The organism is Ensifer sesbaniae (genome assembly GCF_013283665.1).
Classification (GTDB): Bacteria; Pseudomonadota; Alphaproteobacteria; order Rhizobiales; family Rhizobiaceae; genus Ensifer; species Ensifer sesbaniae.
Genome location: NZ_JABEKU010000001.1, coordinates 2185314 through 2199860, shown reverse-complemented (window position 1 = coordinate 2199860; position 14547 = coordinate 2185314). Strand labels below are relative to the sequence as shown.

Sequence of the window (14547 nt, the reverse complement as noted above, 5' to 3'; positions counted from 1 at the left end):
TTTCACCAAGAAAAGCCGCCGCGCGGGCCTGCTTCCCATAAGAATAATTCAGGGGTGCGCAATGTCTTTCATCGATCGCCTGCTGCAACGCTTGCGGATCGTCACCAAGGTTCTGCTTTTCGTGGTTCCGCTGGTGGCGTTGATCGCCGGTATTGGTCTCATTGGCTTCTTCACCGCCCGCACGCTCAACGGCCACATGACCGTGACGCGCGAAACCATCAACAATCTCTCGGATTTCCAGGCGCTGCGCAGCGCGCTGCAGGCCTTCTCGGATGCGCCGAGCGAGGAAACGAAAACAGCACTCGCGGTTCAGATCGACGAGCAGGAAAGCGGCGTGAAGGCGCTCGACAGCCTGCTGACGCGGGATGAGGACAAGGCGGAGATCGCCTCCGTTCTGGCGCTGGGGGAGGCGATGCGCGGCCAGACGGAAAAGCTCTGGGCGATCAAGGTCGAACGGGACCAGGTGACGGCATCACTGGAAGCGGCACTCGCCGACATGACCGAGCAGGGCAACGGCGCCTATAAGCAGATCGATTTCATCCGCAAGGAATCCGGTGAGAAGGAAGCCTTCGCCAAGGCGCTTCTGTTCGACGCCGCCGCCTATCAGGGCCTCGCTGAGCGCATCAAGAAGTTCCGCCTGCCGGTAACGATGGCCGTAAATCCGGATGCCAAGATCGACCAGGCCGGCAAGTTGCTGCCGCATCTCCTGAAGCAGATCGACGAGGCGGAAAAGATCGCCTCGGAAAAGGTGCAGGCGCCGATCGCCGACGTGAAGGATCAGGCGCTCAAGGTTCAGGCGATCCTTGCCGGCGCCGAAGACAGCGAGGCAAAGAAGAATGCGCTGGTGCCGATTCTCGGCAAGTTCTCCAAATATGAAGCGGACTTTGCCAAGGAGGCCGCCAAGAACTCGGACACGGCCGCCAAGCGCTTCGTCGGCATGGACGCCGAGATCTCGCAGCTCAAGACCCTGATCACGCTGATGGGCGACACCTTCAAGAGGCTCGACAGCACACGGTTGCATATCAGCGAGCTGCATCGCAAGCTCGATGCTGCCGGGCGCGAGCCGGTCATGGCCGACATCGAGGCAGTTCGCGGAACGGCGGCCAAGCTCGGCGAACTCGGCGGCAAGAACGCGGCACTCCGTGACCTGCCGGCGAAGCTCGGCCCCTCGCTCGACGATATCGCCAAGGACACGGCAGCGCTGATCGACGTCGGCAGCCGCTGGCAAGCCGCGAAGGCGGAAGCCTCGGCGCTCGTCGCTGCCGCCAGCGCCACGCTCGAAAGCTTCGTCAGCAGCGCGCAGGAAGCTGGCAAGGTCGACAGCCAGCGTTCGGCCGACGTCTCGATCGTCGCCATGATCGCCGGGACGCTGCTTGCAATCATCGGTGGCCTGATGCTGGTCGAAACCCTGCGCGGGCCGCTGAAGCGCGTGACCGAAACGATGACGCGGCTTGCCAGCGGCGATCTCGACGTCGCCATCGAGGGCCGCAACCGCGGCGACGAGATCGGCGACATGGTGCGCTCCGTTGCCGTGTTCCGCGACAATGCCGTCGAGAACGTGCGGCTGGGGCGCGAGGCGGAGGCGGCACGCGCGCTTTCGGCCGAGGAGGAAGCGCGCCGCGCCGCGGAGCGTGCCCGGGTCGAGGCCGAGCAGATGCAGGCGCTGAATGCGCTTTCGGATGTCCTGGCGGCGCTTGCCGACGGCAATCTCGAGGAAGGCATGGCCGAAGATCTGCCCGCCGACTACGTGATCATGGCGCGCACTTATAACAATGCGGTCGAGGCGCTGCGGGCGACGCTTGCCGACGTGCGTGTCGTCACCGGCGAGATCACCGGCGGCACCGGCAACCTTGCGTCGTCGGCCGACGACCTGGCGCGCCGCACCGAGCAGCAGGCGGCAGCACTTGAGGAAAGCTCGCGGGCGCTTCGCCAATTGACGGAGATCGTCCGCGCCACCGCGGAAAGCGCGCGCAAGACGACCGTCTCCGTCGGCGAGACCAACTCCTATGCCAAGCATTCCGGCCAGGTGGTGGCCAAGGCGATCGATGCGATGGCGGAGATCAACCGGTCCTCTGAAAAGATCGGCACGATCATCGGCGTCATCGACGAAATCGCCTTCCAGACCAACCTTCTGGCGCTCAACGCCGGCGTCGAGGCGGCACGGGCAGGCGAGGCGGGACGCGGCTTTGCCGTCGTGGCGCAGGAAGTGCGCGAGCTTGCCCAGCGTTGCGCCGGTGCGGCCCGCGAGATCAAGGGACTGATCTCCGAGAGCTCGGCACAGGTGAGAAGCGGCGTGGCTCTGGTGCAGGAAACGGGCGATGCGCTCACCGTCATCAACAGCCACATCACCACGATCCACGAACTCGTCAGCAACATCGAGGCTTCGGCGGCCGACCAGTATACCGGCCTCAACGAGGTGAATTCGGCCGTGCACGAGGTCGAGCTGATCACCCAGCAGAATGCCGCGATGGTCGAAGAAAACACCGCCGAGATCCACGGGCTGCGCCGGCAGGTGGAAATGCTCAACGAGAAGATCGAGCGTTTCCGGACGGGTACGGATGGCATCGGTGCGCAGGGGCAGAGGGGCCGTAGCTACGCGGCTTAGGTTTTGGCTCGTCCTTGGGTACGACGGTCATTCTTTTAAGGCAACCCCGTGCGGATCAGCCCCTCTCCTCGGGTTTAACCCGAGGACTAACCCTCTCCCCGCAAGCGGGGCGAGGGGACGTACCCGAAGGGACGATTTTGCCCGCATTGACTGCGATCAGCCACAGGTCGTCCCCGCATTCACGCGAAACACCGTCAGAGGGAACGAGAGCGTCACCTCAGGTTTCCTTCTCCGCGCGCGCGGGGAGAAGGTGCCGGCAGGCGGATGAGGGGCTAATCGGCCTCACCGCTCGGATGAGGGTCCGCCTGCCGGCAAAGTAAAATCTGTAAGGGAAAACTCAGCCGCCGGTGACGCTCATGTGGCGGGCGACGGCGGGGCGGTTGTGCTCCCGATCGATGATGAAGTCGTGGCCCTTCGGCTTGCGGCCGATCGCTTCGTCGATCACCTGGCTCAGATAGGCATCGTCATCGGAGGCACGGAGCGCCGTGCGCAGGTCGGCCGCGTCGTTCTGCCCGAGGCACATGTAGAGCGTGCCGGTGCAGGTGAGGCGGACGCGGTTGCAGCTTTCGCAGAAGTTATGGGTCATCGGCGTGATCAGGCCGAGGCGTCCGCCGGTTTCGGCGACCTCGACGTAACGGGCCGGGCCGCCGGTGCGATAGGGAATGTCCGAGAAGGTGAACTGCTCTTCCAATTGCCGGCGCATTTCCGAGAGCGGCATGTAGTGGTCGGTGCGGTCTTCTTCGACCTCGCCCATCGGCATGGTTTCGATCAACGTCAGGTCCATGCCGCGGCCGTGGGCCCAGCGCATGAGATCGGGGATTTCCGCGTCGTTGAAACCTTTCAGCGCCACCGCGTTGATCTTGACCTTGAGGCCGGCGGCCTGGGCCGCGTCGATGCCTTCCATGACCTTGGCGAGTTCGCCCCAGCGGGTGATCTGGTGGAACTTCGCGGGGTCCAGCGTGTCGAGCGAGACGTTGATGCGCTTGACGCCGCAATCGACGAGCTCGGTCGCGTATTTCGCAAGCTGCGAACCGTTCGTGGTCAAGGTCAGCTCGTCGAGCCGGCCGGCCTCGATCTCCTTGCCGAGCTCGCGCACTAGGAACATGATGTTCTTGCGCACCAGCGGTTCACCGCCGGTGAGCCGAAGCTTACGCACGCCCTTGGCGATGAAGGCGGAACAGAGCCGCTGCAATTCTTCGAGCGTCAGCAGATCCTTCTTCGGCAGGAAGGTCATGTGTTCCGCCATGCAATAGGTGCAGCGGAAATCGCAGCGATCGGTGACGGACACGCGCAGATAGGTGATCGCCCGACCGAAGGGGTCGATCATCGGAGCGGTTTTCTGCTCGATCGGCATTGCGCCGATCCTGTCGATGGTGGCTGTGTTCAAGCGTCTTTCTCCCAGCCCTATCAATGTCGTTGCTGAGAATGGTCGCGTCAAGGCGCATACTGTCGCAAAGTGTTGATCGGAAGAGCAGGGTAATTCACGCGGCAATGCGGTGCGTCACTTTATCCCTGGGCCGGAATCAGTTTGAAGATGAAATAGACGGCGAAACAAGGCACTGCCTTTGCAGCCTACTGCATGTCTCCTTAAATCGACCTCGATTTAAGGACTAAGACATGCAGCAAATCAAAGTGCTACAGCGACCTTTGCGCGTCTGATTAGACGCGCGGCGCTGTAGAAACAGGAGCAGGCAATATGAGTGAAATCTGGCCGACGGAACTGCGTGTCTCCAAGGATCGCCATCGGCTCGTCGTTACCTTCAACGATGGCGTATCCTTCGATCTCTCGGCGGAGATGCTGCGGGTGCTTTCGCCGTCCGCCGAAGTGCAGGGGCACGGCCCCGGGCAGCGGGTGACGGTGCCCGGCAAGCGCAACGTGCAGATCATTTCGGTGCAGCCGACCGGCAATTACGCGGTCCGCATCGGTTTCGACGATTTCCACGACACCGGAATCTTCACTTGGAGCTATCTGCGTGAACTCGGCGAGAAGGGTGAAGAGCTGTTCGCCGCTTACGAACAGGAGCTCACTGACAAGGGCATGTCGCGCGACAAGGCGGAGAAGCCGCGCTGACCACTACAGCGCCGCGCGTCTTATCAGACGCGCAAAGGTCGCTGTAGCACTTTGAATGCTGTATGTTTTTGTCCTTAAATCGGTTACGAATCAAGGAAACATGCTGCGGGCAGGTCAGGCCAGCTCGCCTTCTTCCTTGAGCAGAATGCCGATCAGCCGCTCCATGGATTGGGCGACGATCATGCATTCCTCGATCGGCGCGCCGACCATCGATTTCTCGATCAGCGCCGTGTGGATTTCCATGGCCGCCTCGGTCAGCGTGCGTCCTTCCGGCGTCAGCGACAGCCGCAGCACCCGTTTGTCCTTCTCGTCACCGCGGCGCAGGATCAGTCCGCGCCTCTCCAGTTGCGGCAGCAGCATGCTCATGTTGGAGCGGCCGACCAGCAGCTTGCGGGCCAGCTCCTGCTGCGAGATGCCATCGAACCGATAGAGATTGATCAGGATGTCGAGATGCGGCGGCTTGATGTCGAGATGGGCGATCTCGCGCGTCAACGTCTGCTGCATGAGCTGGCAGGCGCGCGCCACGGCGATCCAGCTACGGAAGCGGGGATGATCCCAGGGAAAATGGTGTTCAGTCGTCACTTGATTTTTGTTCAACGTTGTACAATTATGTTCATCATTGAACATAATAAGAGATTCCCACTATGGCATCCTTTGCGATCAAGGTCATCCGTCACGCGCTGAAAGGCGTGGCAGCGCTCTCGCCGGAGGCCGCCGGCAGCCTGGCTTTCAACCTTTTCAGCGTCACACCCGGCCGAAAGCCGAAAAACGCCAAGGAAAAGGCAGCACTCGCCGCGGCAGAGCCGGTGATCGCCAGGGCAAGGCCGGTGACGCTTTCCTATGCCGGAGGCTGGGTGCTGGCGCGGCAGTTCGCGGCGCCGCACGGTGCGGCTAACGCCAAGCGCATCCTGCTCGTGCATGGCTGGGGTTCGCGGAGCGACTACCTAGCCGCGATGATCGATGGCCTGGTCAAAGGCGGCGCCGAGGTGGTGACGCTCGACTGGCCGGGGCATGGCGGCTCGCCGGGACGGACGCTCACCATGCCCGCGGCGGTCAGGGCCATCGACGCCGCCTGGCGGCATTTCGGCAATTTCGACGTCTGCGTCGGACATTCCTTCGGCGGCGCGAGCCTTGCCTGTGCGGCGGGTGGGATCGTCTGTGACGTGCGCAGCCATGTGGCGAAGAAGCTGGTGCTGATCGGCGCGCCGAGCGAGATGACCTGGCTTTTCAAAGGCTTCGGGAAGGTTCTTCGCCTGGCGCCGAAGACGCAGGCTGCCTTCGAAGGTGTCGTCGAGCGTCTCTCCGGCCGCCGGCTCGAGGAATTCGACGCCGCGCGGATCATCGGCGTCCTGGCCGTGCCGACGCTGATCATTCATGCCGAGGACGACAAGGAGGTGGCGGCCGATCATGCGCGCCGCTATGCGGCCGCGGGGCCGAATGTCGAGATCCATTGGGCAAACGGCCTCGGCCATCGCCGCATCGTTTCCGCTGCCCCCGTGATCGCGCGGATCAACGCCTTCATACACGCGGAAGATCAAAAAGCCGCCGCCTGACACTTTTTCGTTGCTGCCGTCATCAGACTGTCATGCTATCGGTCGAAGGGTCGCTTTGGCGAGATCTTTCGGTATTGGAGGACGGCATGTCGGTCATCACCTCGGTAGAGGAACTCAACGCGCTCTATGGCGGTGTCAGCGAAGCTTCGGTGGCCAAGGTCACCAAGACGCTGACGGCGGAGTATCGGCTGATGATCGAGGCTTCGCCCTTCTGTGCGCTCGCAACCGTCGGGCCGGAGGGGCTCGATTGTTCGCCCCGCGGTGACGACACTTGCGTGGTCCGGATCGCCGACGACAAGACGGTGCTGCTTCCCGACTGGCGCGGCAACAACCGGGTCGATTCGCTTGCCAACATCGTGCGCGATCCGCGGGTGGCGCTGATGTTCCTGATTCCGGGCTCGAACACGACGATGCGCATCAACGGCACGGCTGTGCTCAGCATCGACCCGGCGCTTACCGATAGCTTCGAGGTCGATGGCAGACACCCGCGCAGCATCATCGTCGTGACCATCGGCGAAGTCTATTTCCAGTGCGCGCGCGCAGTGATGCGGGCGCAGCTCTGGAACCCCGATCGTTTCCTCGATCCGGCAACGCTGCCGACGCCCGGCACGCTGCTGAAGGCTGCCAAGGCGGATTTCGACCGCGACACCTATGACCGCGAATGGCCGGAGCGCGCCGCCAAGACCATGTGGTAGGCTGCCGTCTGGGCTGACCCGTAGTGTCGCCCATCAGCGAGGCACGTGGGTGGAGGCGAGGGTGCGGCGGCAAGGTCTGACAGGTGCATCTGCCATCCTCTTTGCGCTCGCTCTCGTGGCCGACATGGCGACGGCTGCCGACCCCACGCTTTCGGAGAAACTGCGCCTGCTGGCTGCCGCCTATCCTGGTGCTATCGAGCGCATCGACGCCAATACCCTGATCCTCAGCGATGGCGGGCCGCCGCTTGCGCTCGACGACGGCAGGAAGAAGAGCCACGCCGAAAAGCTGGCCGCTGCCGATGTCGAGGACAGCCTCTCGCAAATCTATCCGCTGGGTGCCTGCGCGAAACCGCCGGCCGTCGATTTCGAACCGGGGCGCATCCGCAGCGAGGTGCTCCTGAAACGGCTCTATGGCGGCACGGCCAAGGCGGTGAGCCAAGACCTCGTCACCGTTGATTGGTTCGGCGAGCGGCTGCGGGTCACGCGCAAGCACGGCGCCGCAGAGGCACTGAAAGCGGTCGCCGCCGACCTCTCGCGGCATGCCGATCTGAAGCGCTATCTCGGCCCAAGCGCCGGCACCTTCAACTGGCGGCCGATTGCCGGGGCTGCCACGCTTTCGGTCCATAGCTTCGGTGCGGCCATCGATCTCAACACGGACTTTGCCGACTACTGGCGCTGGGCCCGGAGGGCGAGTGGCGGCGCGCTGCGATATCGCAACCGCTATCCGCTTGAAATCGTCGAGATTTTCGAGCGTCACGGCTTCATCTGGGGTGGCCGCTGGTATCATTTCGACACGATGCACTTCGAGTATCGGCCGGAGTTGGTCGCGATCGCCCGGGCGGCAGGCGCGGACGCCTGCGGCCGTTAGCCGGTGTTCGGTGGTGGTTTCGCTGCGAACTCAATCGCGAACGATGACCGTGGCGCCGATCTCGACGCTGGCATAGAGGTGTTCGACATCCTCGTTGGCCATGCGGATGCAGCCGGACGACATCGCCTTTCCGATCGACGATGGCTGGTTCGTGCCGTGAATGCGGTAGATGGTGGAGCCGAGATACATGGCGCGCGCGCCGAGCGGGTTGTCGATGCCGCCCTTCATGCGGGCCGGCAGGATCTTGCCCTTCTTCGCCTCGCGGGCGCGCATCTTTTCCGGCGGTGTCCAGGTCGGCCATTCGGCCTTGCGGCTGACCGTGTTGGTGCCAGTCCAGAGAAAGCCGTTGCGGCCGACGCTGACGGCGTATTTGACCGCAACGCCGCCGCCGAGGACGTGGTACAGCCGGCGCTCGGAATTGTCGACGATGATCGTGCCCGGAGCGGCCGCTTCGTTGAAGGCAACCACTTGGCGTGGGATCGGCGACTGGCTGATGTCGCGGCGCGCGGCTTTCGATTTCGCGCCGCCCTTTGACAGGATCTGAAGCGAACTCGTCTTGACGGTGGCGCTGTCGAGCGAGGCGACGGTGATCGGCGCGTCGTCCGCGGCCTTCGCCGATGTCGTGACGCCTGCGAGGAAGCTGGTGGCAATAAGCGCTGCGAGAATGGTCTTCATGGTGGTCCCCCTCGGTTGCGGGAACCGTCCGCGCCTGTCCTCGCGCGGTTGTTCCCGGTTGAGGACAGTTCTAGCGGTTGTGGCGAAGGGCGGCTGTTTCCGAAGGAACGCGGCTCTTAAACGCAAATGGCGCCCGGGGCGGCGCCATTGTAAGTGGAGGACCGGGATAAGGATCAGCGCCGATAGATCAGCCAGTTGCGGCCGGATTCCTTGCGCATGCCGTCCTCGAAGAGAACGGTCTTGTTGCGCCCGCCATTCTTGGCCGAATAGAGCGCGATATCCGCCTTGTTGTAGAGATCGACGGGGTCTTCGGCCGCGGTCGCCATGCAGACGCCGACGGAAAGCGTGATCGGACCGTAATTGACCCCGGTCTTCGAGTTGCGGAAGGGCGTTGCCGCAAGCACGGTGCGGATGCGATCGGCGATCTGCAGGCATTCTTCCTGGGTGCTGTCGCCGAGGATGATGGCGAACTCCTCGCCGCCGGTGCGGGCCACGAAGGCCTCGCGGCGCAGGTTGGCGCGCAGCACGCCGCCGACGGTCGCGAGGATCTTGTCGCCGACCGGATGACCGAAGGTGTCGTTGACCTTCTTGAAATGGTCGATGTCGGCAACGAGCAGGCCAGTGTAGTTCCTGAGGTGCTCGCTGTTGTAGACGGCCGCCAGATTGTCGTCGAAGGCGCGGCGGTTGGCGAGGCGCGTCAAAGAATCCGTGTTGGCGATACGCTTGTACTCGTCGAGCTCCTGCCGGATGACTTCCATCTCGAAGGATTTCTGCACGACCGTCTGCACACGCTCCTTGCCCTGGCTCATCGTCTCGGCCGTCGCTTCGGTCAGGATGCCGATCGCATGGCGCAGGATATCGGCGCTGGAAGCGCTCTTGCTGATGATGTTGACATAGGCCTCGTCGAGAACCTTGTTGTAGTTCTCGAGTGCGTATTGCTCATCCTTCAGCAGCGTGACGAGTTCGGCAAGCTTGGCGGCAAGTGTGGTGTGGGCGCGCTCGATGCCGGTCGGGCGGTGGATATGGCTGAAATATTGTGCGCCGATCGCGTCCAGCTCTTCCTGGGTCGCGCGGCTGCCGAGGGCCGCAAGCTCCTTGGAGAGTTGCGGGTTGGAGCCGAGATAGGCTTCGTAATAGAGCTCGTAGTTGCGGGGGATGGGCGCGACACCCATCATGCGCATGGCATGGGTCACTTGCGCTGCGATATCGGGCGTCTGAGCTTTGCCCGAGTTTGCCGTTTGCATGTGCAAACCCCCTAATATTAATCACTGCTTACGGGTTATGATTTTTAGGGGCAAATGATTTGCGAAGTCTTAATATTTGCCGCCGCCGCTGCACCACAGTTCGATCGATTGCGGCTGCTTTCGCCGATCTATCCCTTGCGTTTGCGGCTTGAAGCCACGGCGCCGGTGAGGCGCCGTGGTGTGTCAAAATGGATCAGGCCGGGCTGATCATCGTTTCCGGGCGCACGATCGCGTCGAACTCTTCGTTCGTCACATAGCCGCCGCCCACGGCTTCTTCGCGCAGCGTCGTGCCGTTCTTGTGTGCGGTCTTGGCGATCTTGGCGGCATTGTCGTAGCCGATCTTCGGAGCAAGCGCGGTGACGAGCATCAGCGAGCGGTCGAGGGCCGCCTTGATGTTGTCTTCGCGTGCCTCGATGCCGACGACGCAGTTGTCGGTGAAGGACACGGCCGCATCGGCGAGCAGTTGCACCGACTGCAGGAAGTTGTAGGCCATCAGCGGGTTGAAGACGTTGAGCTCGAAATGGCCCTGGCTGCCGGCGAAGGTCAGCGCCGCGTGATTGCCGAACACCTGGGCGCAGACCTGGGTCAGCGCCTCGCACTGGGTCGGGTTGACCTTGCCGGGCATGATCGACGAGCCGGGCTCGTTTTCCGGCAGCGACAGCTCGCCGAGACCGGAGCGGGGGCCGGAGCCGAGGAAGCGGATGTCGTTGGCGATCTTGAAGAGGGCTGCGGCCGTTGCGTTGATCGCACCATGGCTGAAGACCATGGAATCATGGGCGGCAAGCGCTTCGAACTTGTTCGGCGCCGAGGTGAAGGCGATGCCGGTGATCTTGGCGATCTCTTCGGCGACCTTCTCGGCAAAGCCGACGGGCGCGTTGAGGCCGGTACCGACGGCGGTGCCGCCCTGGGCGAGTTCGCAAAGGCCGGGGAGCGTCATCTCGATGCGCTTGATCGAAGAGGCGACCTGGGCAGCGTAGCCGGAGAATTCCTGGCCGAGCGTCAGCGGGGTCGCGTCCTGGGTGTGGGTGCGGCCGATCTTGATGATGTGGTCGAAGGCCTTGACCTTGGCTTCGAGCGCCTTGTGCAGGTGCTTCAGCGCCGGCAGCAGGTCATGGATCACCCGTTCCGCGCAGGCGATGTGCATCGCCGTCGGATAGGTGTCGTTCGACGACTGGCTCATGTTGACATGGTCGTTCGGATGGACCGGCTTCTTCGAGCCCATGACGCCGCCGAGCAGCTCGATCGCCCGGTTCGAAATCACCTCGTTGGCATTCATGTTCGACTGGGTGCCCGAGCCGGTCTGCCAGACGACGAGCGGGAAATGGTCGTTGAGCTTGCCGTCGATCACTTCCTGCGATGCCTTGACGATGGCATCGGCGATGGTCGAATCCAGCCGGCCGAGCGCCTGGTTGGTGCGGGCGGCAGCCTGCTTGACGATGCCGAGCGCCCGGACGATCGAGGCCGGCTGCTTTTCCCAACCGATCTTGAAATTGCCGAGCGAGCGCTGGGCCTGAGCGCCCCAATAGCGGTCGCTTGCCACTTCGATGGGGCCGAACGTATCTGTTTCCGTGCGCGTCGATGTCATCGTGATACCTGCCTTGATCATGCGGTTCATGAAGCCTGGGCGAGGGGGCCGGGTGGCACATCTCCCCAGGTGCCGGGCCTCTCTCTGCCCCGCCTGCCGAAGCTTGTAAAGGGGCGCGGCGCGGCTTGCCATGCTACAATCGTTTGAAACGCTGCAGTGCAATAAGGCAGCCGCGCAGCGAACGTGATTCGCACGCTTCCGGCCCGCTGGCGCCGTTGTGATGTTTCGGTCACAGGCGCGGTGTTCTTTTCGGGCGACGATCGACCATTGCGGCCGGCCCATGACCTCCTGCTGAAATAAAATCCATATGGATCAAATTTTTATCCCCCTTCGAACGTTATGAAATCGAGGCGTTTGCTGGGAGGAAGAAGGAGATTCAGGGTCGATGTTCGCAGGCGCGTTTCCTTTTCATTCACCATCCTTTTCTATAACTTTCAGTGCACGAGGGCGTGGCGAGAATCTGGCTTCAGCCGAATTCGGCGACAACGCGATACGGGGACGTAGTTTCATATGAGAGTAATTAAGACGGCAGCGATCGTAGCGCTCATGAGCGGCTGTGCGATCGCGACCATGGATGTGCGGCCGGCTTCGGCCTTCTCGTTTGCGGATTTCATCCGGGCAGGCAGAAAGAAGCCGGGTTCCGCCGAACAGACCCAGCCAGCCCAGCCGCTCCCCGGCATGGGCGCCATGATCGACCCGCAGCAGAATATGGCCACCAGGCCGCTGCCGAAGGTCACCGGGCCGAAGTACTATACCTACAAGGCCGAAGCGCTGCGCCGGATCGCCACCGACAAGCTGCTCGACCCGGTGGTTACCGGCTCCGTGCGCAACGGCGCACTGCCGCCCATGCTGCGCATGCCACTTGCCGATGCGCGGCAGTTCCTTCCGAAAATCAACGTGCGTGCCACGGGCGACGTCGCAAAGGCGGTCGAGGCCCATTACGGCGCGCGCATGGATTACATCTGGATCGGCGCCGAGGGCGTGAATGCCAAGGCGAAGGCGGCGATCGCCGTTCTCGCCGATGCCGCCAAGGTCGGCCTCGATCCGCAGGATTATGCCGTCAGCGTACCGGCCGACAGCTTCGACCGCGGCGACATGATCGCGCGGGAAAAGGAACTGCTGCAGTTCGAAATCGCACTGTCGGCGGCAACGCTGACCTACGCGCAGGACACAGTGCGCGGCCGCATCGATCCGAACAAGATTTCCGGCTACCACGATTTCAGGCGCAAGACCGTCGACCTCACCTCGCTTCTCGACAAGCTGTCCGCGAGCGCCGACGTCGCCACGCTTCTCAACGACCAGAACCCGAAGAGCGCGCAATTCGCCGCACTCTCGGTCGAGCTGGAGAAGCTGAGGACGGAAACGGGCGCCGAGCAGCGCGTCGAGATCGCGCCCGGCACGCTGCTGAAGCCGGGAGAGAGCAATCCCGAGCTCGCCAATATCATTGCCGGTATTCGCCTCAAGGGTTCGGAAACGCTGAAGGCCGAACATGCGGCGGTTCTTGCCGCCTATCAAGGCACGCCGGAATACACGCCGGAACTGGTGTCGCTGGTCGAGGCCTTCCAGAAGGAAAACGGGCTGAAGGCCGACGGCGTCGTCGGCCAGGCGTCGGTGCGCATCCTGACGGGCGGCGACAGCGTGGCGAACAAGATCAACAAGCTCGAAATCGCCATGGAACAGGCGCGCTGGCTGCCGGATCGCCTTGGCGACCGCTACGTCTTCATCAACCAGCCGGCCTTCACCGCCACCTACGCCGACCAGGGCGCCGAGCAGTTCTCGATGCGCGTGGTCGTCGGCTCGAAGACGAACCAGACCTACTTCTTCCAGGACGAGATCCAGACCGTCGAGGTCAATCCCTATTGGGGCGTGCCGCAGTCGATCATCGTCAACGAGATGCTGCCGAAGCTCAGGAGCGATCCGAACTACCTCGATCGCATGGGCTACCAGGTCGAGATCGGCGGGCGGCCGGTTCCGTCGGCGTCGGTCAACTGGAACGGCTCGACCGCTTCGATCGCCGTGCGCCAGCCGCCGAGCAGCGACAATGCGCTCGGCGAGCTGAAGATCCTGTTCCCGAACGCGCATGCGATCTACATGCACGATACCCCGTCGAAGAGCTTCTTCAAGCGCGATAACCGTGCACTCAGCCACGGTTGCGTGCGGCTTGCCGATCCGCGCCGCATGGCGGCCGCGGTGCTCGGCACCAGCGTCGAGGATGTTGGCAAGGAGATTGCCGACGGCCGCAACAAGGCGCTGCAGGTTCCGGTGAAGGTGCCGGTTTATGTCGCTTATTTCACGGCCTGGCCGAACAAGGATGGCGTCGTCGAATATTTCAACGACGTCTACGAGCGCGACATGTACATGAACCGCGCCTTCGACGCGACGCGGGGCGCCCGCAGGGCCGAAGGATAAGGATACGGCATAAGAACAGAAAAGGCCGCTTCGAGCGGCCTTTGCTTTGCGACTATCGGGCTTCGAGCAGAGCCGAGACCAGTGCCGGCGTCAGCTCATCGAAGTGGCCGATGATCTTCGTCGGCTCGAGGCTTTCGACGGGGACGTCGGAGTAGCCGAAAGGAACCGCGATCGACGGCACCGCGGCATTGCGGGCGACGAGGAAGTCGTTGAGGCTGTCGCCGACCATCACCGAGCGTTCGGCCCGGCCGCCGGCATTGGTGACGGTTCTCAAGAGGTGTTCGGCATTCGGCTTGCGCACTTCGAAGGTATCGCCGCCGGAAATCGCGGCGAAGCGTTCGATCAGTCCCAGGCGTTCGAGCAGGCGCTTTGCCAGCTTTTCCGGCTTGTTGGTGCAGACCGCCAGTTTGAACCCGGCGCCGGAGAGGCGGTCGAGCGCGTCGATGAGGCCCGGATAGGGCAGCGAATCGCCGGGCATCGAGCCGTGGTAGAAATCGACGAACTCCCTGAGCTGCCATTCCAACACGTCTTCAGCGAGCGGCTTTTCCCGGAGCGCGAAGGTGCGCTCGATCATCGCGCGTGCGCCGTGGCCGACGAGGTGGGTGAGATCTGCATAGCCGACCGGCGTGATGCCGGCCTGGGTCACTGCATGGTTCAGGCTCGCGACCAGGTCCGGCGCGGTATCGACAAGCGTTCCATCGAGATCGAAGACGACTATGGGAGATGACACCGAAAAACCTCATGGCACCGGAAACGTTGCCGTTCGGGTAGGCGAAGTGACAGAAGAATGCAATGGGGAGTACACCTCGCAAGCGGTGCGGAATCCTTGGCGGCAATTTCAT

12 protein-coding genes are annotated in these 14547 nt (G+C 63.0%); 6 read left to right on the top strand and 6 right to left on the bottom strand.

Features of this window, described 5'->3' with window-relative positions; genetic code table 11:
• The first annotated feature begins 61 nt into the window (after positions 1-61).
• The gene (locus BHMPCIPO_RS10640; RefSeq protein ID WP_173516703.1) at positions 62-2605 is read left to right on the top strand and encodes a methyl-accepting chemotaxis protein; all 2544 of its coding nucleotides are present in this window, start codon (positions 62-64) and stop codon (positions 2603-2605) included.
• Between the two features lie 337 nt (positions 2606-2942).
• On the opposite strand, the gene moaA is transcribed toward BHMPCIPO_RS10640, so the two are convergent.
• Positions 2943-3992, bottom strand: a complete 1050-nt coding sequence (gene moaA / locus BHMPCIPO_RS10635; RefSeq protein ID WP_173516702.1) for a GTP 3',8-cyclase MoaA — start codon at positions 3990-3992, stop codon at positions 2943-2945.
• A 309-nt stretch (positions 3993-4301) separates the two neighbouring features.
• Between moaA and BHMPCIPO_RS10630 the strand changes: the two genes are divergently transcribed.
• The gene (locus BHMPCIPO_RS10630) at positions 4302-4676 is read left to right on the top strand and encodes a gamma-butyrobetaine hydroxylase family protein (RefSeq protein WP_173516701.1); all 375 of its coding nucleotides are present in this window, start codon (positions 4302-4304) and stop codon (positions 4674-4676) included.
• A 114-nt stretch (positions 4677-4790) separates the two neighbouring features.
• Here the strand turns inward: BHMPCIPO_RS10630 and BHMPCIPO_RS10625 are convergent, their stop codons facing one another.
• Entirely contained in the window at positions 4791-5273 is a 483-nt protein-coding gene (locus BHMPCIPO_RS10625; protein WP_376741635.1) for a MarR family winged helix-turn-helix transcriptional regulator, read from the bottom strand.
• A gap of 47 nt (positions 5274-5320) precedes the next feature.
• On the opposite strand from BHMPCIPO_RS10625, the gene BHMPCIPO_RS10620 reads away from it, so the two are divergent.
• From BHMPCIPO_RS10620 to BHMPCIPO_RS10610, 3 genes are all read left to right on the top strand, one after another.
• Positions 5321-6229, top strand: coding sequence for an alpha/beta fold hydrolase (locus tag BHMPCIPO_RS10620; protein ID WP_173516699.1), 909 nt, complete (start codon positions 5321-5323; stop codon positions 6227-6229).
• A gap of 86 nt (positions 6230-6315) precedes the next feature.
• Positions 6316-6924 (top strand): pyridoxamine 5'-phosphate oxidase family protein, encoded by a 609-nt coding sequence (locus BHMPCIPO_RS10615; protein WP_173516698.1) that lies wholly within the window; start codon positions 6316-6318, stop codon positions 6922-6924.
• Between the two features lie 61 nt (positions 6925-6985).
• Positions 6986-7792, top strand: coding sequence for a M15 family metallopeptidase (locus BHMPCIPO_RS10610; RefSeq protein ID WP_312033020.1), 807 nt, complete (start codon positions 6986-6988; stop codon positions 7790-7792).
• Positions 7793-7822: 30 nt separating this feature from the next.
• Here the strand turns inward: BHMPCIPO_RS10610 and BHMPCIPO_RS10605 are convergent, their stop codons facing one another.
• The 3 genes from BHMPCIPO_RS10605 to fumC form a co-directional block, all read right to left on the bottom strand.
• Positions 7823-8467, bottom strand: coding sequence for a L,D-transpeptidase (locus tag BHMPCIPO_RS10605; RefSeq protein ID WP_173516697.1), 645 nt, complete (start codon positions 8465-8467; stop codon positions 7823-7825).
• A 173-nt stretch (positions 8468-8640) separates the two neighbouring features.
• The gene (locus tag BHMPCIPO_RS10600) at positions 8641-9711 is read right to left on the bottom strand and encodes a GGDEF domain-containing protein (RefSeq protein WP_173516696.1); all 1071 of its coding nucleotides are present in this window, start codon (positions 9709-9711) and stop codon (positions 8641-8643) included.
• Between the two features lie 193 nt (positions 9712-9904).
• Positions 9905-11296, bottom strand: a complete 1392-nt coding sequence (gene fumC / locus BHMPCIPO_RS10595) for a class II fumarate hydratase (protein WP_173516695.1) — start codon at positions 11294-11296, stop codon at positions 9905-9907.
• Between the two features lie 510 nt (positions 11297-11806).
• On the opposite strand from fumC, the gene BHMPCIPO_RS10590 reads away from it, so the two are divergent.
• A complete protein-coding gene (locus BHMPCIPO_RS10590; RefSeq protein ID WP_173516694.1) occupies positions 11807-13705 on the top strand; it encodes a L,D-transpeptidase family protein in 1899 nt (632 codons plus the stop codon).
• A 52-nt stretch (positions 13706-13757) separates the two neighbouring features.
• On the opposite strand, the gene BHMPCIPO_RS10585 is transcribed toward BHMPCIPO_RS10590, so the two are convergent.
• Entirely contained in the window at positions 13758-14435 is a 678-nt protein-coding gene (locus BHMPCIPO_RS10585) for an HAD family hydrolase (RefSeq protein ID WP_173516693.1), read from the bottom strand.
• Positions 14436-14547: the final 112 nt, after the last annotated feature.

What these genes read in the sequence shown, in the direction of transcription:
- BHMPCIPO_RS10640 (WP_173516703.1), top strand. Translation starts at nt 62, where the DNA reads ATGTCTTTCATCGATCGCCTGCTGCAACGCTTGCGGATCGTCACCAAG.
- BHMPCIPO_RS10630 (WP_173516701.1), top strand. Translation starts at nt 4,302, where the DNA reads ATGAGTGAAATCTGGCCGACGGAACTGCGTGTCTCCAAGGATCGCCAT.
- BHMPCIPO_RS10620 (WP_173516699.1), top strand. Translation starts at nt 5,321, where the DNA reads ATGGCATCCTTTGCGATCAAGGTCATCCGTCACGCGCTGAAAGGCGTG.
- BHMPCIPO_RS10615 (WP_173516698.1), top strand. Translation starts at nt 6,316, where the DNA reads ATGTCGGTCATCACCTCGGTAGAGGAACTCAACGCGCTCTATGGCGGT.
- BHMPCIPO_RS10605 (WP_173516697.1), bottom strand. Translation starts at nt 8,467, where the DNA reads ATGAAGACCATTCTCGCAGCGCTTATTGCCACCAGCTTCCTCGCAGGC.
- BHMPCIPO_RS10600 (WP_173516696.1), bottom strand. Translation starts at nt 9,711, where the DNA reads ATGCAAACGGCAAACTCGGGCAAAGCTCAGACGCCCGATATCGCAGCG.
- fumC (WP_173516695.1), bottom strand. Translation starts at nt 11,296, where the DNA reads ATGACATCGACGCGCACGGAAACAGATACGTTCGGCCCCATCGAAGTG.
- BHMPCIPO_RS10590 (WP_173516694.1), top strand. Translation starts at nt 11,807, where the DNA reads ATGAGAGTAATTAAGACGGCAGCGATCGTAGCGCTCATGAGCGGCTGT.